General features: G+C 61.2%; 20 protein-coding genes. 10 read left to right on the top strand and 10 right to left on the bottom strand.

Going from position 1 to position 20,700, the window contains the following annotated elements; all coding sequences use genetic code 11:
- Window positions 1–6: 6 nt before the first annotated feature.
- From BPET_RS07020 to BPET_RS07000, 5 genes are all read left to right on the top strand, one after another.
- Window positions 7–1,137: an NAD(P)-dependent alcohol dehydrogenase gene (locus BPET_RS07020; protein WP_012248371.1), complete on the top strand. Its 1,131-nt coding sequence runs from the start codon at window positions 7–9 to the stop codon at window positions 1,135–1,137.
- 80 nt (window positions 1,138–1,217) lie between these two features.
- Entirely contained in the window at window positions 1,218–2,576 is a 1,359-nt protein-coding gene (locus BPET_RS07015) for an MFS transporter (RefSeq protein WP_012248370.1), read from the top strand.
- 27 nt (window positions 2,577–2,603) lie between these two features.
- A complete protein-coding gene (locus BPET_RS07010; RefSeq protein WP_012248369.1) occupies window positions 2,604–3,785 on the top strand; it encodes a benzoate/H(+) symporter BenE family transporter in 1,182 nt (393 codons plus the stop codon).
- On the top strand, window positions 3,782–5,056 hold the full coding sequence (locus BPET_RS07005; protein WP_012248368.1) for a GTPase: 1,275 nt from the start codon (window positions 3,782–3,784) through the stop codon (window positions 5,054–5,056). The genes BPET_RS07010 and BPET_RS07005 overlap by 4 nt, the downstream gene beginning before the upstream one ends.
- On the top strand, window positions 5,053–6,636 hold the full coding sequence (locus BPET_RS07000; protein ID WP_012248367.1) for a dynamin family protein: 1,584 nt from the start codon (window positions 5,053–5,055) through the stop codon (window positions 6,634–6,636). The genes BPET_RS07005 and BPET_RS07000 overlap by 4 nt, the downstream gene beginning before the upstream one ends.
- A gap of 45 nt (window positions 6,637–6,681) precedes the next feature.
- On the opposite strand, the gene mobH is transcribed toward BPET_RS07000, so the two are convergent.
- Window positions 6,682–8,511, bottom strand: a complete 1,830-nt coding sequence (mobH, locus tag BPET_RS06995; RefSeq protein WP_012248366.1) for a MobH family relaxase — start codon at window positions 8,509–8,511, stop codon at window positions 6,682–6,684.
- Window positions 8,512–8,999: 488 nt separating this feature from the next.
- On the opposite strand from mobH, the gene BPET_RS06990 reads away from it, so the two are divergent.
- The 4 genes from BPET_RS06990 to BPET_RS06975 all read left to right on the top strand — a co-directional run bounded on the left by BPET_RS06990 (window position 9,000) and on the right by BPET_RS06975 (window position 10,421).
- Window positions 9,000–9,248 (top strand): hypothetical protein, encoded by a 249-nt coding sequence (locus BPET_RS06990; protein WP_012248365.1) that lies wholly within the window; start codon window positions 9,000–9,002, stop codon window positions 9,246–9,248.
- A gap of 96 nt (window positions 9,249–9,344) precedes the next feature.
- Window positions 9,345–9,578 carry an AbrB/MazE/SpoVT family DNA-binding domain-containing protein gene (locus tag BPET_RS06985; RefSeq protein WP_041862774.1) on the top strand — a complete coding sequence of 78 codons (234 nt, stop codon included), beginning with the start codon at window positions 9,345–9,347 and terminating at the stop codon, window positions 9,576–9,578.
- Window positions 9,571–9,981, top strand: a complete 411-nt coding sequence (locus tag BPET_RS06980; protein ID WP_041862772.1) for a PIN domain-containing protein — start codon at window positions 9,571–9,573, stop codon at window positions 9,979–9,981. The genes BPET_RS06985 and BPET_RS06980 overlap by 8 nt, the downstream gene beginning before the upstream one ends.
- Before the next feature lie 62 nt (window positions 9,982–10,043).
- Window positions 10,044–10,421, top strand: a complete 378-nt coding sequence (locus tag BPET_RS06975; RefSeq protein WP_012248363.1) for a DUF3742 family protein — start codon at window positions 10,044–10,046, stop codon at window positions 10,419–10,421.
- A gap of 8 nt (window positions 10,422–10,429) precedes the next feature.
- On the opposite strand, the gene BPET_RS06970 is transcribed toward BPET_RS06975, so the two are convergent.
- The 8 genes from BPET_RS06970 to tdo form a co-directional block, all read right to left on the bottom strand.
- Window positions 10,430–11,947: a conjugal transfer protein TraG N-terminal domain-containing protein gene (locus BPET_RS06970; protein ID WP_012248362.1), complete on the bottom strand. Its 1,518-nt coding sequence runs from the start codon at window positions 11,945–11,947 to the stop codon at window positions 10,430–10,432.
- Between the two features lie 13 nt (window positions 11,948–11,960).
- On the bottom strand, window positions 11,961–12,311 hold the full coding sequence (locus tag BPET_RS06965; protein WP_012248361.1) for a hypothetical protein: 351 nt from the start codon (window positions 12,309–12,311) through the stop codon (window positions 11,961–11,963).
- On the bottom strand, window positions 12,308–13,714 hold the full coding sequence (locus BPET_RS06960) for an integrating conjugative element protein (protein WP_012248360.1): 1,407 nt from the start codon (window positions 13,712–13,714) through the stop codon (window positions 12,308–12,310). Before BPET_RS06960 ends, BPET_RS06965 begins: the two co-directional genes overlap by 4 nt.
- Before the next feature lies 1 nt (window position 13,715).
- Window positions 13,716–14,660: a TIGR03756 family integrating conjugative element protein gene (locus tag BPET_RS06955; RefSeq protein WP_012248359.1), complete on the bottom strand. Its 945-nt coding sequence runs from the start codon at window positions 14,658–14,660 to the stop codon at window positions 13,716–13,718.
- Window positions 14,657–15,106: a TIGR03757 family integrating conjugative element protein gene (locus BPET_RS06950; RefSeq protein ID WP_012248358.1), complete on the bottom strand. Its 450-nt coding sequence runs from the start codon at window positions 15,104–15,106 to the stop codon at window positions 14,657–14,659. Before BPET_RS06950 ends, BPET_RS06955 begins: the two co-directional genes overlap by 4 nt.
- 214 nt (window positions 15,107–15,320) lie before the next feature.
- On the bottom strand, window positions 15,321–15,950 hold the full coding sequence (gene thrH / locus BPET_RS06945; protein ID WP_012248357.1) for a bifunctional phosphoserine phosphatase/homoserine phosphotransferase ThrH: 630 nt from the start codon (window positions 15,948–15,950) through the stop codon (window positions 15,321–15,323).
- A 12-nt stretch (window positions 15,951–15,962) separates the two neighbouring features.
- A complete protein-coding gene (locus BPET_RS06940) occupies window positions 15,963–16,580 on the bottom strand; it encodes a LysE family translocator (protein WP_012248356.1) in 618 nt (205 codons plus the stop codon).
- A 56-nt stretch (window positions 16,581–16,636) separates the two neighbouring features.
- Window positions 16,637–17,413, bottom strand: a complete 777-nt coding sequence (gene tdo / locus BPET_RS06935; RefSeq protein WP_012248355.1) for an L-threonine 4-hydroxylase Tdo — start codon at window positions 17,411–17,413, stop codon at window positions 16,637–16,639.
- A gap of 66 nt (window positions 17,414–17,479) precedes the next feature.
- Between tdo and BPET_RS06930 the strand changes: the two genes are divergently transcribed.
- On the top strand, window positions 17,480–18,415 hold the full coding sequence (locus BPET_RS06930; RefSeq protein ID WP_331386527.1) for a LysR substrate-binding domain-containing protein: 936 nt from the start codon (window positions 17,480–17,482) through the stop codon (window positions 18,413–18,415).
- A 49-nt stretch (window positions 18,416–18,464) separates the two neighbouring features.
- Here BPET_RS06930 and BPET_RS06925 read toward each other — a convergent pair whose 3' ends face one another.
- Complete coding sequence (locus BPET_RS06925) at window positions 18,465–20,141, bottom strand: methyl-accepting chemotaxis protein (protein WP_202966717.1); 1,677 nt, start codon at window positions 20,139–20,141, stop codon at window positions 18,465–18,467.
- Window positions 20,142–20,700 lie beyond the last annotated feature (559 nt).

The raw sequence follows: 20,700 nt of genomic DNA, 5'->3' as shown, positions 1-20,700 counted from the left end.
GACACCATGAATGCAAAGACGGAATTGCGCAGCATCACGGTAGCCGTGGTGCGTGCCCCGCAGCAGCCTTTCACCATCGAGGCGGCACGCATCCGTGCACCACGCAAAGACGAGGTGCTGGTGCGGGTGGTGGCCACCGGCCTGTGCCACACCGACCTGATCGTGCGCGATCAGTACTATCCGGTGCCTCTTCCCGCGGTGCTGGGCCACGAGGGCGCCGGTGTCGTCGAAGAAGTTGGCCCCAACGTCAAGAACCTGAAGGTCGGCGATCATGTCGTGCTGACCTATGGTGCCTGCGGCCATTGCAACCCGTGCGCCAGTGGCCACGAAGCCTATTGCAAGGACTTCTATCCGCTCAACTTCGGCGGCTGCGATATCCACGGCGATACAGCGCTGCAAACCGCTGACGGCGTGCCGCTCCACGATCACTTTTTTGCGCAATCCTCGTTCGCCACGTACGCATTGGCGCGCGAAAACAATGCGATCCAGGTTCCGGCCGATGCGCCACTGGAACTGCTTGGTCCCTTGGGCTGTGGCATCCAGACTGGCGCAGGAGCCGTGATCAACTCGCTCAAGGTGCGCGTGGGCAGCAGCTTCGCCGCTTATGGCGCCGGGGCCGTCGGCCTGAGCGCGGTCATGGCGGCCCGCGTGGCCGGTGCGACCACCATCATCGCTATCGACGTCGTGCCGTCACGGCTGGAACTGGCAAAGGAACTGGGCGCCACCCACACGGTGAACAGCAAAGAAGTCGATGTCATCGAGACCGTGCGCGAAATCACCAATGGGGGGGCTGATTTCGCGCTCGAATCCACCGGGCGGCCGGAAGTGCTCGAAGCCGGCATCGATGCCCTGGGCGGGCTGGGAACCATGGGCATCGTCGGCGCGCCCAAACTGGGCACCCGGGCCAGTTTCGACATCAACAGCCTGCTGCTGGGGGGACGCAGCATCCGTGGCATTGTCGAGGGCGACAGCGTTCCCCAGGTCTTCATCCCGCAACTGGTCAAGCTCTACCAGCAGGGCCGCTTCCCATTTGACCGGCTGGTGAAGTTCTATCCCCTGGAGCAGATCAACCAGGCCGCCGAAGACAGCACCAAGGGCATCACGCTCAAGCCCATTCTGCGCATCGCCGACGCCTGACCGCAAATCCAACGTCGGCGTATCGGCTTGTTTCATTTGCATAGGTATGGCGGCGGCCAGGTATCCCTGTGCCGCGCGCCATGGACACATCGATGAATTCTGATTCTCAATGGTCGATTCCAACATTGATCGACAACGAACGGCTGGGTGCATTCCAGTGCCGGATATTCATTCTCTGCTTCGCCATTGCCTTGTTCGATGGCTTTGACACGCAGGCCATCGCGTTCACCGGCCCGGCCATTCTCTCGGCCTTCAATCTGCCGGCTGGCTCACTTGCCCCGATCCTCACGGCCGGGATTGTCGGGATGACGATCGGGGCGATGACACTGGGCATGGTCGGGGACCGGATCGGCCGCAGGCCGACCATCATGCTGAGCCTGGCAATCTTCGGCGCAGCGACACTGGCGACGTCTTGGGCTGCCGACCACCAGCAAATCCTGGCGCTGCGTTTCATCGCAGGCCTGGGCATGGGCGGATGCACGCCTGTGTTACTGGCGCTGGCGGCCGAATATGGGCCCGCCCGGCTGCGGGGTGCGATCATGACCGGAGTGCTACTGGGCTTGCCTGCCGGTGCGATGCTGGGCGGTTTGCTCGCTGCGCGTATGCTGCCCCAGATCGGATGGGAAGGCATCTTCATCGTTGGCGGTGCCGTGCCGCTCGCGATGCTGGTGTTGATCGCGGTTGTGCTGCCTGAATCGTTGTACTACCGGGCCACGCGAGGCGATGCCCTGGGGCAGCGCTATATCGCCAAGGTGCTGTCCAAGATCGTGACCCGCCCTTTGCCACCCGAAGCGCACTTCACTGTGCCGGAGTCCGCTGTCGCGCGCGCGGGCGTCCGCGCGCTGTTCGCCGATGGCAATGCACGCAAGACCGTCGCCATCTGGGCCGTCTACCTGCTGAACTGGATGGCGTGGTTCATGCTGCTGTCGTGGCTTCCTACCGTGCTCAGGGCCGCAGGTTTGCCGGCAGCGGACGCGCCGCTGGGAACGGTGATCGTCAACGCGGTGTTCATCATTTGCGCGATACCGCTGTCGTTGCTGTTGTCGCGTGTCGATACGCGCCGCCTGTTGGCCGCGATGTTCGCGGTCGGCATCGTCGTGGCACTGGGATTGGGCTTTGCCGGCCAGAACTGGACGCTGGTATTCGTGCTGGCGGGGGCTGCGGGCTTCGGCGTCGGTGGGCAGCAGATCGCCCTGAACTACCTCATCGTGGGCGCTTATCCCACCGCGTTGCGCGCGACGGCCACTGGGTGGTCCATCGGCATGGGGCGCGCGGGCGCCATCGTGGGCTCCGCCATCGGTGGCAGCTTCCTGGCCAGGGGCGGTCCGCGGGGCTTTTTCATCGCCTTGGCCGTGCCCTTGATCGTTGCGGGGCTTGCCGTCCTGAGCCTCAAGCTCAAACCAACCGAAGGAGGAGTCCGGCCTTTGGCTTCTCACTGAACGCCTGTTCTCGGTCGGCAACCATTCATGGAGTTCAAGCATCGTTCTCTCACCGCCTGGGTAGCCGGATTTCTGGCGGTTCTGATTTCCTACGCAGGGCCGCTGGTCATCTTCATCCAGGCGGCGCAAGCGGGCCACATCTCGAATGTCGAACTGACGTCCTGGATCTGGGCCATCTCGATCGGAGCGGGCGTGAGTGGCCTGCTGTTGAGCTGGTGGCTCAAGCTGCCTGTCATCACGGCGTGGTCCGCTCCCGGAACCGCCTTGCTGCTCAGCCTGTTTCCCGACATCTCGATGCCGGAAGTGGTGGGCGCCTATCTCACGGCCGCGGCCATCGTCATCGCGATTGGCGTCACGGGGTACTTCGAGAAGATCGTTGCATTCATCCCCAAGGGCATCGCGGCGGGGATGATGGCGGGCATCCTGTTCCAATTCGGCGTGCAAGCCTTTCGCGCCAGCGTGGACATGCCTATTGTCTTCTTCGCCATGCTGGCGGCATACCTGATCAGCAAGCGGCTGTGGCCGCGCTACGCCATCGTCATCGTGGCACTGACCGGCTTTGCCGTCGCATTCGCCATGGGCACGACCCATCTGCAGGCGCTCGGACTGGAGCTGGCAAGACCGGTGTTCGTTGTCCCGCAATTCAATATCGGTGTGTTCCTGAGCTTCACCGTACCACTGGTGTTGGTGAGCCTGACCGGACAGTACCTGCCCGGCATGGCCGTGTTGCAGCTTGCCGGCTACCGCGTGCCGTCCCGCGCCGTGGTGGCGGGTACGGGGTTGGCATCGCTGCTGACAGCGTGCTTTGGCGGCATCACCATCGTCCTGGCAGCCATTACCGCCGCGCTGTGCACTGGCAGGGACGCGCACGCGGACCCCGGGAAGCGCTATATCGCAGGCATTGCCAATGGGGTGTTCTACCTCATCGGTGGCGCCTTCGCGGGAACGATAGTGCAGGTGTTCACCGCATTCCCGTCGGCGCTGATCGCGGCGTTGGCTGGCCTGGCGCTGATCGGTGCCATCATCTCCAACATCCGCATTCTCGTCAGCGAGGACGCCTATGTGGAGCCATCGGTCATCACTTTTTTGGCAACGGCCTCGGGAATGACGCTGTTCGGCCTGGGAGCGGCTTTCTGGGGCGTGGTGTTCGGCATGGCCTCGTATTGGCTGTTCGCTCAGCCACAGGGAGCGAAAAGGAAAGAACAATGACGAAGGTGGCAACGATGGATACGGAGACTTTTGATCTTGCCGAGCGTGATGTGCTGGCAGTTCTTCCCGCACGATCACAGGACTTGGCGCGTTTGCGCGTTCTGGTCCAGCAGCAACCGCAGCCTACGGTAACGGTGATGGGCAAGTACAACCACGGCAAAAGCCGCTTGCTCAACGAACTCGTGGGCAGCGATACCTTTGCCGTGGCGGACAAGCGCGAGACCGTAGCATTGGCCGAGCACGTCCAGTCGGCCGTGCGCTGGTTGGATGCACCAGGCTTGGATGCCGATGTCGGGCTGGCCGATGACGGCCATGCCTACCACGCCGCCTGGCTTCAGGCCGACATTCGCCTGTTCGTCCATGCGGCCAAGGAAGGGGAACTGGACGCCGCGGAACGCACGCTGCTTCACACCCTCGACGCGGACCAGCAGCGCACGCGCCGACGCACGCTGTTCGTGCTGACGCAAGTGGACCAGATGGCCGACGATGCGCATCTGGACAAGGTCGTGACCGCCATCCACGCGCAGGCACCGGAACTGACGCTGCACCAGGTTTCCTCCACACGGCATCGTCAAGGCGTGGAAGGGGGCAAGAAACTGCTGATCGAGAAAAGCGGAATTCCCGCTCTTCATGCGGTGCTGCGTGAGGCAATCGCCGAAGTACCGGCGGCACGGGTGCACGAGACAGCGCTGCTTCTCGGTGAAATCCGGCGCGAATTGCAATCGGCGAAGTCCGATGCGTGGTTGCGCCTGCAATCGCTGCAAGGTACCCAGCACCAGCAGCGCCAAGCGTTCGAGCAAGGGCTGATCGAAGTGCTCGACAAGGTGCAGATCGACCTGCAGCCCGTGTTGGAGGTCAGCGGTCCCGACCAGGCGCTGGTGCCCGACTCTTTCGAGAATGCATTCAAGCTCACGGCCGGCAAGCAGGAGCGTGCGCGCATCCAGGTCGCCTATTCACGCGCCTGCATTGCCATCAATGCCCATCTGGTCAAGCACGCTGTGGTGGGACTGCCGCAGGCGCAGCAGACCTCGGTCACCAGCCTGGACACGGTCATGGTCGCGGTGATGGGGGTGTCGGTCAAATACCGCGAAGACCTGCGAAGAATCTTCTGCGAACCGGAGGGACGCGACAGACTGGGCCGGGATTTCGCGCGCTACTTCGAGTTGTCGGATGATCGCCAGGCATTGGCATCCCGGATCGCTCAGTGCGAGGCGGAACGGGTTGCGGCCGATAAGGCGCTGCAAGCGTTGGCCACGCTGGAGACAGCATGAGTACCGTCGAGCAGCAATTCATGGATGCAGCGGATGCTTTCGGCATCGGCGAGCGCAACCTGCGGCCTGTTCTGCAACAGATGCAAGATTGGCTTTCCGGGCTGGTGCAAGCCTTGCACGATCGTTCGCTTAAGCAGGATGGCCTGCAACCCGCCAGCGCCCTGGCGCGCCAGGTGCAAGCCATCAATGCGAATGTGAAGGCGGACGAGCGCCGTTGGGCCGACCAATGGGAGAGGCTGCGGCCCGCTCAAGCGCTGGCGCAGACGTTCGATGACAAGGCCATGCTGCTGGTCTTCGGCAAGTTCAACGCGGGCAAGAGTTCGCTTTGTAATTTCCTGGCCGGCCGATTTCAGCGGAGGGGGCGCAGCGTGCGCTACTTCCATCTGGAGGCCGGGCAGATCGTGGAGACCGGGCAGCGCTTTCGGGAGGGAGCCGTTGAGACCACGGCGCGGCTTCAGGGCGTGTGCCTGGGGGCGAAGCTGGTGCTGCTAGATACGCCTGGCCTGCACTCCGGTACCGATAAAAATGCGGCGCTGACGCAGCGGTTTCTGGACAGCGCCGATGGCGTCCTGTGGTTGTCCAGTTCGACATCGCCTGGCCAGGTGCAGGAACTCGACGAGTTGGCGCGCGAACTGCGCCGCAGCAAACCCTTGTTGCCCGTCGTGACCCGCAGCGACTTCATCGAGGAGGACGAAGTCGATGGTGCCATCGTCAAGCGTCTGCGCAACAAGACTGGCCCCAACCGTGCATTGCAAGAGGCGGATGTCCATGAGCGGGCGAAGGAGAAGCTGTTGGCTCTGCAAGTGCCACCGCAACTGCTGAGAGCCCCGGTGTCCGTGTCGGTGCATGTGGCACGCGAGCAGGAGGAAACGGATGCAGCCATGGCCGACGCAGGCTTCGGGCGGCTCTATGGTGCGCTGCTGGACATCACTGAACCGGCGCTTGCCTACAAGCAGCGCAAGCCCGCCGAGGTACTGCTGCACCATCTACAGGAGCATGTGCTGGGCGGGCTGAATGCCGAGACCGTGCCTGCCCTGGAAGACCTGAGGCAAGCGGTGAAGGTGGAGGATGCAGAGCTTGCACGGCGCCAGGCGCGCATCGTGCAGTCAGCCTGGCGTGAGGTCATTCCCAAACTACCTGCCTTGCTGGAACGCCACGCCAATACTGGCGAGATTCAGAAAGCATGCGACGAGGTGACTGCTTGGCTCGAAGCCGCGTTTTTGCGGCAGGTCAATGAGCAGCTAGCCGACTACGTGCTGTCTCTCCCAACGCCTGCGAGCATTACGCTCGCTGAATGCATCGGCCGCGAACGGCTTTCCGTCGCAGGCCAGACGTCTTTTGTAAGCAAGACTGATGAGGCAACCCAGCAAGTACTCGCCATGGAGGCTTTGGACCACGAGCGCATGTACAACGCTCTGGAGCGCGCAGTTCGTACCCGCCTGATGGACATGGCGGCTGGCGCCGTGCAAGCGTGTAGCGCAACGCTGAGTAGTCTGGACGAGAATGCCCGGCGCATGGAGGAATTGTTGGTGTCCAGAGGCGAGCAGTTGCGCTTCATCGAGCAGGCTTTGCGCGCATGAGCCGGCTTGATTAATCAGCGATGAAAATAACGGCATCGAGCGCGTTTACACGCTATCTTTGATGGAAAGATAGGGATTATTGGGTGGCACCTCGCCGAATAAGGAGTGCGGCTCACGAAGCAGATAGCCATGCAACTGCCGGGACTTGCGCGCCCCCGTCACCTCGCATGTCCATATGTTCAGGCCGTTTGGTTGTTTGCGGTGCTGTTGCAGTCGCTCGAATCGTTTCTGCACCCACTGCCAGTCTGCGATTTGTTCCTGCCTGGCCAGGAACGCTGTCTGCGGGTGCTCCTGAGCGTAGCGCTGGAATACGCCGGGACTGACCAGATACACCGTATCGGCCACCGTATGCACCAGGGCTTTGGCATCGTTGATGATCAGCTTGCGGGCTTCGATATGCCGCCGTAGCCAGGCAATGAAATGCTCCCCGGATGGAGACGTTCGGGCATCTTTCGCCTCGATCTCCGACTGCGGCGCTGTAGGTTCGGGATCGATCGGTTCAAGAGGCTGATCAGGCACGGTTGGTTCGTTCAATGGTGCCTCGATAGGCGGTGGCTCAATGTCTGGCGTTCCGAGCAAATCGAGTAAGGCGTCGACGCCATCGTTGCTGACTGCTTGTGCGACTGGTGAACGTGGGGAGATCACGGGAGTGGGCGTCACGCTGGTAGTCGAAGGCGGCTCGGCGGCGGTCGATGTAGCGGGGGATGCTGCTGCCGATGTGTCCTCCTCCTGAACCACCTCCACCGTTCCCTGAAACGCCGGCGGACGCTCACTGCCTTCCCATATCAGCGCCGGTGCAAGCCGAAGCAGAGTGAACGTGTGGGTCCAGCCAGTGTCGCTGGTGACAATCGCTTTCCAGATCGCTTTGTCGTCCGGCGTGGACTGGAGCATTCCGTGGTCCTGCAGGATGTTGAAGACGGCCGTGTTGTTGGCCGGAATTCCCTCGATTCCCTGAGACAGCAAATGTGCGCGCAGCTTGTCAGAAACCGTCTTGGAAACGAGCCACAAAGCGTCCTGCGTCAGCCAGCCATCAGAGGCTTGAGGCTGGTTCAATTTCAGCTCTTCCTTGAGCAGGTAGCGAAGCCCTTCCAGCAATTTGCGCTGCAACGCATGCTTCGGCGCGGCCATCGCCTTGGCGGGATCGCCACCCAACTCCTGGGCGACTGAGGCGCGGTCGGCTTGCGTGACCAGCTCGCCAAGCACGCCGGCGTGCTCGTACTGTCCGGCCAGCACGTAAAGCAGTGCCGCCCATAGTTCACGGTAGCCACTGAGCCAGTCTAGGATGTCGCGATCGAGCAATCGGTTGTAGAGCAATCCGCTCGCTGCGCTGTGCAGGCGGTATTCGCGATCCTTGCGATAGCGAAAACGGTATGGTTGCTGCAACGGCCCATGCCAAGGGTGCCACACACTGCCATCGCTTACTTCGACATGCAGGTCGACGGCGATCTTGCCAATGTCATGGAGCAGCGCGGCATAGGCCGTTGCAGCCGTCCAGGCTTCGGCTTGTGCGGCCTGGTCCTCGGGTGTCGTTCCCGCCGGAAGAAGGTGGGACTGACGCAGCTTGAGCGCATAAGCGACGATTTCAAGCCCGTGATCGAGCAGCCCCCCGGGATAGGCATGATGATGAGATTCCGACGCAGGGAACTGCTGGACCAGCTCGGCGTAGCGTTCTAGTGGAGCAAGGTATAGCGCCGCGAACTGCTGACGCGAGAGTGATGTCCGCTGCCAGATGTGTTCCACCAACTTCTGACGCCGAGAGGTCGCCAACAGAGACGCGGGCGATTCCGGCCGCGTCAGCCCTTTGCCTTTTGTTGCCGTAGCAGGCGATACGGTAGCGGCCTGCACGGGTCGTTTTCGTTGGAACAGCGCGAACATGTAAGCACCTGAAATTGCGGTCGCAAGAGAGCCTTTTCCTTTTCAGGTAGGCCCATTCCCCTTGGGCCCCATTCCCTTGCCCCTTGCCGACCTTTTGCCCTTGCCGAGCCCTTTGATATAGCCCTGTGGGCCAGTGCCAGCGAGCAAGAATGCGGTACTGGAGGCGTCCCTTTGTCTTCCTGCGCTAATGGTTAGGCTCGTGCGTTCCTCGCTGAGGCAACGGGGTTGTGACGGAGTTATCTATCGGAAAAAGCTTATCTTTTGATTGATCCAGCAAATTGTGATGTGCAATCCTTGCTGTGCGCCGCTCATCGGCGCCGGGTGTGAGAACCCGGCTGATACCAGCGGGTCGCGTTATGGCGATCCGTAGGGCAGACGCATGCGTCTGGTCGGTCTGGTATCAGCCGGTTTCTCACCCCTGCGGGTCGCCGCCATCTGTCGGATTCCATTCCGAATGGCGCGGAGATTAAAACCATGGAGGGGACGGCATGGATCACTCGGACAGCAACAAGAAAACCAGCATTCATGCGCAGCGTGCGTACTCGCTTATCCTGTCGGGCGTAGCCGAATGCGACACTGCGCTGGACCAGCGTCTGTTGCTCGACTCTCTCATCTGCCAGTGCGCGGTGTTCACTCGTATTCTGGGCGGTGAGCGTGAATTTTATGATTTGCTGGAGAAGCTGAAGCGTATCGATCTCGATGTGGCTGGCGATTTGATGCCTGCAACGCAGCACTAAGGTTCGACTTCGTTGGAGCGGCGATACCTGGCAGGGCCTTGCATTTTTGCTCGCCGGATATACAATGAATATGTATATCCATGAAGGAGGTTCAGCATGCAGGTCGCAAAATGGGGCAACAGTCTCGCCGTTCGTCTCCCGGCCACGCTGGTGGAAGCGCTGGAACTGCGTGAAGGCGACGACATCGAGATCATTGTGGATGATCCGCGCACCTTCGCGGTTCGCAAGAAGCCCGGTGCGGATGCCTTGTTGGAGCGCCTGCGCGCTTTCCGCGGCAAGCTGCCGGCAGATTTCCGCTTCAGCCGTGACGAAGCCAACGCCCGTGGCTAAGTTCAAGCACTTCCTCGACAGCAATGTGGTGCTTTACCTTCTGTCGAGCGATACCGACAAGGCCGACAACGCGGAGGCGTTGCTGAAGGCTTCCCCGGTCGTCAGCGTGCAGGTGCTCAACGAAGTGACGAACGTGTGCTTGCGCAAGCTTCAGATGAGCTGGGACGAGATCGCCCGGTTCCTGGAACTGGTGCGCAGCTTTTGCCGGGTCATTCCGCTCACGGAGACGATTCACGATCAGGCCCGATGGGTGGCCGAACAGCATCGCCTTTCGTTCTACGACGCCTGCATCGTGGCGGCCGCAGCAGCAGCCAATTGCAGCACGCTCTACAGTGAGGACATGGACCACGGGCAAATACTGGAAGACAGCTTGACCATCAGAAATCCGTTCGTAGTGAAATGAATGCAGCAGGCAAGAAGGAAGCAGCTGGAGCAACCGTATAACGTAGACAACAAGTGATCAACATGAATACGACAACTCGCAGCAGTACCGCAGAACGTTTCGGGCACAAGCTCGGCCGTACCTCGCGTGCTTATCGGCACTGCGAGCGTAGGGTCGTCGCGTGGCTGATTTCGGTTGGCGCGCCAAGTGCTGTCGCAACCGCTCTGGTGTGGGTCGTCAAGCTCGCCGTTCTGGGCATTCTCCTCTACGCCGCGTTCTGGCTGGCTTTGTTGCTCCTGTTCGCTGTCGCAGCCGCGTGGATGGCCGGACATGATGACGCCACGGAGGAAAAGATGGGGGTATTTACCACCCAGGAAGATCTCCGAGAGACACCGGGGTACGATCCGGTGCCCTACAACGATGCTGACCACCCAGACTTTCCCGATGAAAAGGACCTTTGAACGCCAGGCTACTTGAGCTTGCTTGAGATGATGGCAGGTCCTTTCCCTCCAGCCGATGCCGCGTCTTTGGTGCTGTTCGAGAAGGCGGAGACTATTCCAGCCGCGCGTACGCCAACCCATGTCAACGCGGCGAGCCAGAACCCAGGCAACACCAGGAACATCGTCGCCATGACGAAGTTCAACAGCAGATCCCCGAACGCATTGTTCAGCCCCATCACCGGATCGAAGTTGGTCATCGGACGGTTGTAGCCCCATCCCCAGCCATAGAGCGCGTCGAGGATCGTGGAATCGACCCAGCGCGCCAGCTGGAACCAGAAGTCGACGAAGAACAGTGCAAACTGCACCACGCTCACCGTGACGAGGGTTTTCAGGTCGTAGGTGCCGATCACCAGCACGAGCGGAATGCAGATCACCAGCGCCATCTTGAGCAGCGACAACGACATGGGCAACGCCTGGCGCATGACATCCATCGCAGGAAAAAGCCCGATGGCGCCGACCGCCATTCCCACGTCTCCTGCAGCCCGCGTAACGACATTCGGCAAGGTCTTGTCGATCTGTCCACCGTAATCGGTGTAGACGGCGCCCTGATTCAGCTTCTGCTGCCGCGGGGCGGCGATGGCGCGGATCACGGAATCGTCCAGTTCGGTCCTGGAGATGAAGCCAGCCCAGTTCGCCATGCGCGAAAGCAGATTGGGATCGACCTGAGCCAGCAAGCGCGCACGCAGTCCGGTTGAGCCATCCGACCACCATTCCCGGCAGTTCGGGTATCCGGCGCCGCTCGGCACCTCGGTCAATCCGGCGTCGCGACTGTCATCGTAGGGCCAGGGTTCGCGAGGCGTGCTGGAACGATAGGTGTCGTAGTATCCAGGCGTGTCGACGAAGTAGTTGGAGCCGATCCAACTGACGTCCGCCATCTGCTCCTCGCTGAGGTTCGGCCGGTTCATGAACAACTTGGCCCGCGCCGGGCCGTAGCAGTTGAGCGCGAAATCCGTCACCTCCTGGGCCAGAAGGGGATCGTCGATACGGGTGTTGTCGATGTCCATCCTCATCTGCCGCAGGTCGGTTCCGCACGGGATCGCCGCGACGGCGGCGCTGGTGACCGCCTTGGAGATCGAGTGCATGAAGAACCACCAGACCGGCACCTTGGCGGACTGGTTGTTGAGCGTGGTGAATGACTGGCCCCAGCCGGTATCGCTGGGCGCAGGAACGTTCACCTGGCACTGACTGGAGCGGGACTGGTCGAAGCTGATGGTGTTGAGATCCACATCGATGAAAGGAATGCCGGCGAACATGATCACGACGATGGCGACGAACACCCTGTTTTCTATTCGCATCGAGGAGAGCACGCCCTTGTTGCCTTCGTCGGCCCCTTCCGCGCGCGCTTTCAGCCATTCCTGAATCACGATGGCGAGAAACGGAAGCGCGAACAGGCCGCTGGCGACCAGAACTGACCAGATGCCGTTGTGAACGATCCACCCGACGAGGGTGAGGTAATACTCCAGGTAGTCGGACGTGTAGAGCGTCATCGTGTCCTCCGCCCTAAATGGATTGCAGCAACAAGCTGCCTTCGAGAACGGCCAGAGCCGCCACACCGGCGATTTCGACACGGATGAGGCGTTCATGCGATTCCGTATCGGGTTCGCGCGCCAGGACCCTTTTGCGCATCCATCGCCATCCGCAGGCAATGCCCACGTAGAGCAACAGGCGCCAGGCCAGGAAATATCCGGTATGGTCGTCCATCCAGCGCTCCCAGCTCTCGATGCTGCCCAGCACACGGATGCCGACCACGTTGACGGCGATCGCCACAAAGAGCAGCAGGACCGTCCAGAGCAGTGCGTAACTGACACGGCGATTGAACAGCCACCGCATGCGAAGCCAGGCCGGGATCATGGATTGCTTCCTCCCGGTTGCGAACGCTGCAACTCGTCGAGGCGATTGGGGATGGGATCGCCCTGGTAGACGCCGCGCGAACCTGCGGCCCGGGTGCTGTGGCGCTGGATGATCTGCATTGGGGAGTTGTTGGCCAACTCACGGCGCAGTTCGAGCTCGGTCTTGAGGTTGTTGATCTCGCGGTCGAGAATGTCGCTCTCCTGAGTGACCGCCTCCTGAGCCATTTCGTTCGCTGCCACATTCGGCTCCATCCGTCCGGTCAGCAACGTGCGCTGAAGCAGCAAGGCTTTTTCCAGCACGCTGGCGAGCGCAACCTCGGAAGCGAGACGCCTTGCGAGGATGTCCTGATCCGGCTCATCCCGAAGCGCTTCGATCACGCCGCGTGTGATCGGCAGGGACGTGCTGCTTGCTTTCTGCAAATTGTCGAAGCTCATCGACTGGCTGCCCGAGATCAGTTCCTGCAGGCTTTCCAGCTTGGTCTCGTATTCTTCCTGGATGAGCGGGGTCAGCCCGACGCCGGGCGTGGTCTGCGTCTTGGTGCAGCTTTCGCAGGTGCGCTGTTCCTGCTCGCCCAGGACACGAGTGGCCCAGGTGACAGCAGCCTGCGGAGAACTCCAGGTCTGGCACGTCAGCCGGTCGCCGCAACTGCCGGAATCGATGGACGAGGTGTCATCGACGCTGCGGCCGTTGACGAGGTTGTAGCCGGCGCGCGTCACGTCAGCGACCACCCGGATAGGCGCCTGGCCCGAACCGCCGGCATTGTCGCCTCCGACCCATGGCACTCCCTCATTGCCCTTGCTGCTCTCCGCCTCCTCGATCGCGGAAACCGCGTCGGTACTGGCGACGGCCTTCTTGAGCGCCATGCCTTCCGCGAGCTGATCCCAGCCGAGCTGGCCGCCAGCCGTGTCGGCCATCCTGTTCGCGATCGCCCGGCAGGTGAGTTTTGAGCGGTCGAAATCGAGCCTGGCTTGCAGGACACCGTTGGTGAGCAGGTTATAGAGACCAGGATCGGCGCGCTGGATGATCAGCGCGGGCAGAGAAGCCACCGCGCTGGTGGCGTTCTGGATCACGTTCGACATGATGGTCTGGAACCCGTTGGTGATGCCATTCAACTGGTTCTGCAGCGTGGTGGTGAGGCTCATGTCGCCGCAAATGAGGTTACTGTTCCAGCCAACGCCAACACCGATCGAGCGCATGTTGGCCGCGCCCGTCATCGATACGGCCCGGCCGCCGCCGATGCTGTACAGCACATCGTCGCCAATCACGCTGCCACGATGTTGCAGGCCGTATTCGTTGACGCTCGTCTGGGCGACGGCGCCAGAGCATGCCACCGTCAGGGCGAAAACGAGCAGGCTCCGGCGCAGATGTTTGTGAATGGCTGGAGCAGGAGAACGTGAAGTCATCTCAGGAGCCTCCACCGAAGTCGACGCTGCCAAGGAATGTCTGACCCCGGCGCTGGCAGCAGCTGTAGGGCCGCCAGAGCGCCCAGGCATAGTCACCCTGCTGGGCCTGGACGCGCTGGTTCGAATGCGGGAAGACGGCGCACGAACTGGACATCGTGGGCGTGAGTTCCTGCCACTTGCCCGTGGAGGCGTCGCCTTCGACAAGCTCGCCTGCGGGCCAGTAGCCGTCGCGAGCGGTGGCAAGCAGGGGCTGGTAGACGTGGATCTGGCCACGGCGGGTGACGATATCGCCGGCGCGCTGCGCGACAACGGCTCCGCTCTTGTAATCGTCGGTCTGGTGCAGGAAACCGCCCCGTGGATAGACGGCACCCCACAGGTTCAGTGAGGTCCTCGCTCCGATCTCGCGGATGCCGGGGATCAGCGCTTCCGGATAGACGGCCTCCGGCACGTTGTAGCGCCAGGCCACCGTGTCGAGCGTGCTCAGCAGGTATGGCATGAAAGCCGTGCCGGCACCTTCGCAGGAATAGCCCGAAGCGCTGGCGAGCTGACCCAGGACCGCGCCGCCGGGGTGGCCGATCACGTCAGCGTTCTTGAACTTCGACAGGTTGTTTTCGTGGTCCTGGTTCGTCGTGCCATCGCCGCCGGCCTGCGCCGTGGTGTTCGGCATGCTCATGGCCCGCACTTCGAGCCACGGGTTCTCGCCCGTAGTGGCGTAGCTGGATACCACGGCGTCCGGCACGTAGTGGCGCACTTTCACCGATGTCCGCACCGAGCAGCCGAAGGTGGTGCAGAACAGCCAGTAGCAGATCCCGACGACCCTGTATTCGAGGCAGTCCGGAGACAGGGCCGAAGTCGTGATCGTGGCCGTGTTGAGCGCGAAGGCCGACGATGCGGTTCCAAGCATGAGGGCCGCAATTGCGGCGCGGAGGCGACGGGCGCGCTTCATGGCTGAGCCCTCCGGTATGCCTCGATGCGGGCAACCGCCCTGGCTACGTCCGTTTCGCCATAGATGACGTAGCGCCTGTCGACCACAACAGCGGGAACGGTGGAAACGCTAAGGCTCCAGGCATCGGCCACGCCCTGCCAAGCGGAGGCAAGGTCGCGTTGCAGCCGGGCGCCGCCCTGCTTGAGGCGTTCCTGGACGATGGCCTGGGCGCGATGGGGATCAGCGGGCAGATCGGCCGCGAGGCCGGCCTCGATTTCCTGTGCCTCGTCGAGGCGGACGACATTGGCATTCTCGGCCGATTTCAGCGTGACGGATCGGTCGGTGAAGACCGTCACCTCGGCGGCGCTGGCCGCCTGGCTGGCCAGAGCTAGTGCAACGCAGAAGCTGCTGGCGACTACCGATGGAAAGCGTATAGGCCCGGATTGGGTGCGAAACAGGTTGAGCATGTCCGGACTCCTGAAGCATGTTGCCGTTATGGAGTCTCAGAGTTCATCCGGAACCTGCCTGCGGGTCAGCCAACAATCGGAAACCCGCAGCGCCCGTATTTAGCGTGTCTGGTCTAACACGATGGTCGGCGGAAGGAGGTCGATGCCGAGGTAGGGACGGCTACCCCTGCAGTGATGTCGCGCAGCACCGGCACCGTAGGCGCCATGGTGATTGTCATGCGAGCCATGACATGCCTGTGCCTGACGACAGGCCGATCCTCGTGATGATTTCGGACAGATGTTCCACCACAGTCAGGTCTTCGGCGGCCTCCGCTGTCGCCGCTGACGGACGAACCAGGAAACCATCATGAGCCAGTCGCAGCATGGCAAGATCGTTGAAGGCGTCACCTGCGGCCAGAACATGGGAACCCTGTTTCAGCAGGCGGGCGATATGATCTTCCTTGCCATTGCGATCGGCCCACGCGCAGCCTGTGATCCAGTTGTCCGGATCTGTCTCCAGCGAGTGGCAGAACGTCGCCGGAGAGCCCAGCGCATCGAGCAGGCTCCCCGCCAACTCTTGGAAGCAATCCGAAACGATGTGTACCCGATAGCAGCCGTGTTGTTCGAGCTGGTGCAGAAAATCACGGGCTTCAGGGTATGGTTGGATCTCGGCAAGGATGGCCTGCACGTCGCGAAGGCGCAGGCCGTGTTGTCGCAGATGGTCGATCCGCCAGCGCATCAGCGCCGGATAGTCCGGTTCTTCCCGCGTCGTGATGGACAAGGCTTCAATGCCACTGGCCAGGGCGATCAGCGGCCACAGTTCCGGGATCAGCACGCCTTCGAGGTCGATACAGGCAATTCTCATCGCATCCCCCTCTCAAGCGCTGACGTTGGTGAAAGCCAGGGATGCACCCAGCGCGATCAGCGCGACCCCGATGATCCTGTCGACGGTGAGCTGATGGTTCAGCAGGCGACGACGCATGCCGGGGGCCGCAAAGAAGAGCGCCACGATGCTGAACCAGACCCAGTGCGAAACGGACATGAACAGGCCGTAAGCGAAGTTGTGGCTCATCGGGCTGCCGGCATGGACGACCTGCGTATAGGTGGCGACAACGAAGAGCATCGTCTTCGGATTGAGCGCATTGGTCAGGAAGCCCATGCGGAAGGCCGCCAGCGACGATGGCGCGGAACCGGATGCTTCCTCCAGCTTCAGCATCGTTTTGTTGGTCAGGGACTTGTATCCGAGATAGATCAGATAAGAAGCTCCCAGCACTTTCATGCCCAGGAACAGCAGGGGTGAATTGACGATCACCACCGCGATGCCCAGCACGGTGTACATCACATGGACCTGCACGCCGCAGGCAATACCGAATGCCGAAATCAGGCCGGTACGCGACCCAAACGCATAGCTGTTTCGGGTGACCATCGCGAAATCAGGACCGGGACTGATGACCGCCAGAATGGTGATGGTGGCTACTGCGATCAGTTCATTCATAGGTTTGGAACTCCATTGGATGGCTGCGGAACGATCGGCTCGTTCCGCAGGCGGTCTCAGCGCTTGTTGAAGGTGATGACGAGGACGTCGCGATAGCCCTGCCGGGCTGGGTCATCCGCAAGGATGGGCGTTACCCCATGCATCGTGCGTTCGTCGTTGACGATGGCCGCGTCGAGAGGATCGGCCAGTGTGTAGCGGGCAAGTTCCTGGCGATCCCTGTCGTAGATACCGGTCTCGCCATTGAGGACGTTGACACGGTTGACCAGCATCATGAAGACGAAGCTCACACCGTCCCGGTGGATGCCTTCGGGAGTAGGCAATCCCTCTGCGCTGGTGGCGACGATCCGGAACTGATGAACTTCGATATGCCAATGGTTGAACGGCGCCAGGCCGCTGAACGTGGCGCGGCACAGTTCCAGCGCCGACATCAAGACCTTGCCCGACGCGATCGATGGTTCGATGGGCGCGAAATGTCGGGCAATCCCGCCGTTGAGGGTGTTGTACGTGACGCTCTGGTAGTGAGGTTGCGACGGCTCAAGCTGAACGCCGGAAGCCGGCGTGGCGCTGTAAACGCCATGACGTCGAAACCGATACGTCCCGCCGTCCTTCATGAACTGATCCTGCTCCAGGCGGTTCCAGCTCTCCTGGAACTCCGCCCAGTCGGCCAGCGCGCTTTCATCCTCAGCAGAGAGCAGCGACCGGACAGTTGCGGACGGCAGTATGATGTAATCCTTTTTGGCGATGATTTCGCACAGATTGCTCGTGCGGTCGCTGCCGGTGGCCTGCTTCAGTTGCGTTTGCGCAATTTCGGCTTCAGGCGTTGATTTCTCCATATAACACCTCGGTATTTAAGTTTTCATTGGGTTCTCGTGTTGTGCCCATTGAATTATTGAGTGCTTGTGCGGGAGAAAAAAGCGATTTATCTTGAGGGAAATCTGTCAGATTTCATCGTGTATATGAAACTTCCATCATTGGCTTCATTCCGCTTTTTCGAGGCGGCAGCGCAAACCGGCAGCTTCGTGAAGGCGGCCGAACAACTGCACGTGACGCACGGCGCGGTCAGCCGACAGGTGCGGCTGCTGGAGGAGGCGCTGGGTGTCGAGCTGTTCGAGCGGCGCAACCGGGCGATCTTCCTCAATGCGGCCGGGCGTTCGTTGCACGCGACCACTTTTGCGGTGTTCGAACAGCTCGAAGGCGCTGTATACCGCTTGCAGCAGTCGGCACGGGAAGAGGTGCTGGTCTTGTCCTGCGAGCCGACCATCGCCATGAAGTGGCTGATCCCGCGGCTGCCCGCGTTTCACAAGCAGAACTCCGACATCAACCTGCATCTGGTCGCCGCCGGTGGGCCGATCGATTTCGCACGCGCAGGTGTCGACCTGGCGCTACGCCGCGACGATTTCCATTGGGATCAGGACGTTCACGCCGAGAAGATCTGCGACGAGTGGGTGGGGCCGGTCAGCAGAGCGAAGAAGAGCCGCAAGGAGCAACTGGATGGCGTGCGCCTCCTGCACTCGGGGACTCGACCGAAGGCGTGGCCGACCTGGCAGCGGTTGTCAGGGGTGTCCACGAAGGGCAGTATCAGGGTTGACTACGAGCACTTCTACCTGTGCGTTCAGGCTGCGGTTTCGGGCCTGGGGATGGCCATGGTCTCGTTCCTGATGGTGCAGGACGAACTGCAGAGCGGCCAGTTGCACGCGCCCTACGGCTTCATCCGGGATGGGTCCGGTTATTGCCTGCTGTCGCCTCAGCCACTCGACCAGGATGAAAAGTGTGCGCGTTTCAAAGCATGGCTGATGGCGGAGGCGGCTGCGAGCCTTTCTGCGATCGGGGTGTGAACCGGCAAGACCGACATTCCATGTCGCCCGGTCTACGCGCCGGTTGGCGCTATATCGCCCGCCGGTGTCGATTCTGCTCGAAAACGTGAATGGTGCTGGTAAGCATCGCCGTATGAGCAAACAAATCCCGCGCTGAGTCGGATGATTCTCCTACCAATTCCGCGTTCTGCATGGCGATTCGCTCCAGATCGACCACCGCCTGGCTGATCTGGGCAACACCCGTGCTCTGCTCCTGCGCACTGGTTGATATTTCCGCTATCAGCGTGTTGACGCGCTCAACCTCTAAAACGACATTTCCGATTGCCGTGCCGGCCTGCGCCGCCAGCCTTGAGCCTTCGGCGGTCTGTTGTACGCTTTTGTCGATCAGGGCTTTGATGTCTGCTGCCGCAACTGCCGAGCGTTGCGCCAGACTGCGAACTTCTCCTGCTACCACCGCGAAGCTTCGTCCCACCTCTCCCGCGCGCGCCGCCTCGACGGCTGCGTTCAATGCCAGGATGTTCGTCTGGAAGGCGATGCTGTTGATAAGGTTGTTGATCTCGCCGATTTCGGCAGATGAGGCAGCGATGCCCGTCATTGACTGAACAACCTTGTCGACGACCTCCCTGCCTTGTTCAGCGGCGTTTTTTGCGCCGGTCGACAACTCGCTGGCCGAGCGCGCATTGCCGGCGCTTTGCTCGACGGCCGCCGTGATCTGCTCTGCGGCGGCGGCAGTCTCATGCAGCCGGGCCTGTGTATCGCTAACGCGCCTGGCGAGATCCTCATTACCGTTGGCCACCTGCTCGCTGGATTGATGCAGGCCGCCAGTCTGCGCCGCCACATCGTCCACGAGTGATCGCAGGTTCAGGCCAGCCTGGTTGACCGCACGCATGATCATTCCGATTTCATCGACGCGGTTCATGTTCATGTTGGCGCCGGGTTGCCCGGCTGCAGCGGCCTTCGCCTGATCGAGTGCCGCTATCAGTGGTTTTGCGATCCGCTTTTCCAGCCAGATGCCTGCGAGGCATGCGCCAGCGGCAGTGGATAGCACCGGCGTCAAAAGACTGTCTATGCCGCCGGCCATCAGGCCACCCACCACGGTCGACGCCACGACACATGCGAGGCCGAGCCTGAGCCGCCAGCGCACTGGCATGATCTGCCCCCAACGGGTGAATCCCAGCAGGCCGGTGCGAACAATCAGGCCCTTGTGGAACGCCAGCCCTCGGGCCGTACCTTCGACAAACCGCTTGTAGAGCGAAGACGCCGCCTCGATTTCCGCGCGATCGGGGCATGTGCGCACCGACATGTAGCCTACGATCCCGCCGTCGCGCCGAATCGGGGTGACGTTTGCCCGAACCCAATAGTACTCACCGTTCGCCCGACGGTTCTTTACCAGTGCTGTCCAGGCATCCCCGGCCTTGAGGGTCGCCCACATGTCAGCGAATGCCTCTCTCGGCATATCCGGGTGTCGAACGATATTGTGAGGCTGACCGAGAAGTTCGTCGCGGGCGAAGCCGCTGACCCGCAGGAATGCCTCATTGGCGTAGGTGACGTAGCTGCTGGTGTCGGTGGTGGACATCAGCGTCACATCATCGGGAAATTCGAACTCCTGCTGTGCGCTGGCGTGGGTTACATATGCGTTGATCGAATTTTGCTTCCAACCGTCCTGTCCCGGCACGGGCAGAGAGTGCTGTGTATCTAAAGTGGTTATTTTTTTGTCCTCTGGGCAAAGCAATTCAAAGAACGACAACGGCCTGCTATCGGTCTTTATTCAATAACCGGGCTGGGATCGTTGGGTTCGGATATCGGGCTTTGGGAGCAACGCGCAAAGGCGGATGCTCTGGACGTCATGATACGTCTATGAGCACTCAATTTTGCGTTCGGTCGACGCAATTAGTGTCAATAAGAATTGAGTCGCTGCCGTTTCAGCGTGAATTTTAATTTCAACAGGTCATGATGATCAACGGATCATCGAAACAAAAATCAGGTTTTTTGTCCGATTTAGTTAATGTTGTCTATGGTACAGGGGGAATTTTCAACGGTGACGCCTCTTCGCCGCAAGATTGCTCTCGTTTCTCCGGCAAGCTCACGAAAGGAAGCGGATCGCAGACGACTATTTGATAGTAGCCGAATCGGGTTCAAGATTTTCCAATGCCTTGCCGATACATTATTCAAGATCGAGATCCGCACGGTCTCTTTGCTCTGCCCATGAGGGGCGCACACTATTGGGGGGCAAGCGGGCTGCGATATTCGCGCGGCGTTGCCTACTCGAAAATCAACCTGCAGAGCCTGGCCATGATGACTGCGGT

This window comes from Bordetella petrii, from assembly GCF_000067205.1.
Lineage (GTDB): Bacteria > Pseudomonadota > Gammaproteobacteria > Burkholderiales > Burkholderiaceae_B > Bordetella_A > Bordetella_A petrii.
The sequence above is the reverse complement of the archived record's forward strand: the minus strand, read 5'-3'. Positions and strand labels throughout refer to the sequence as shown.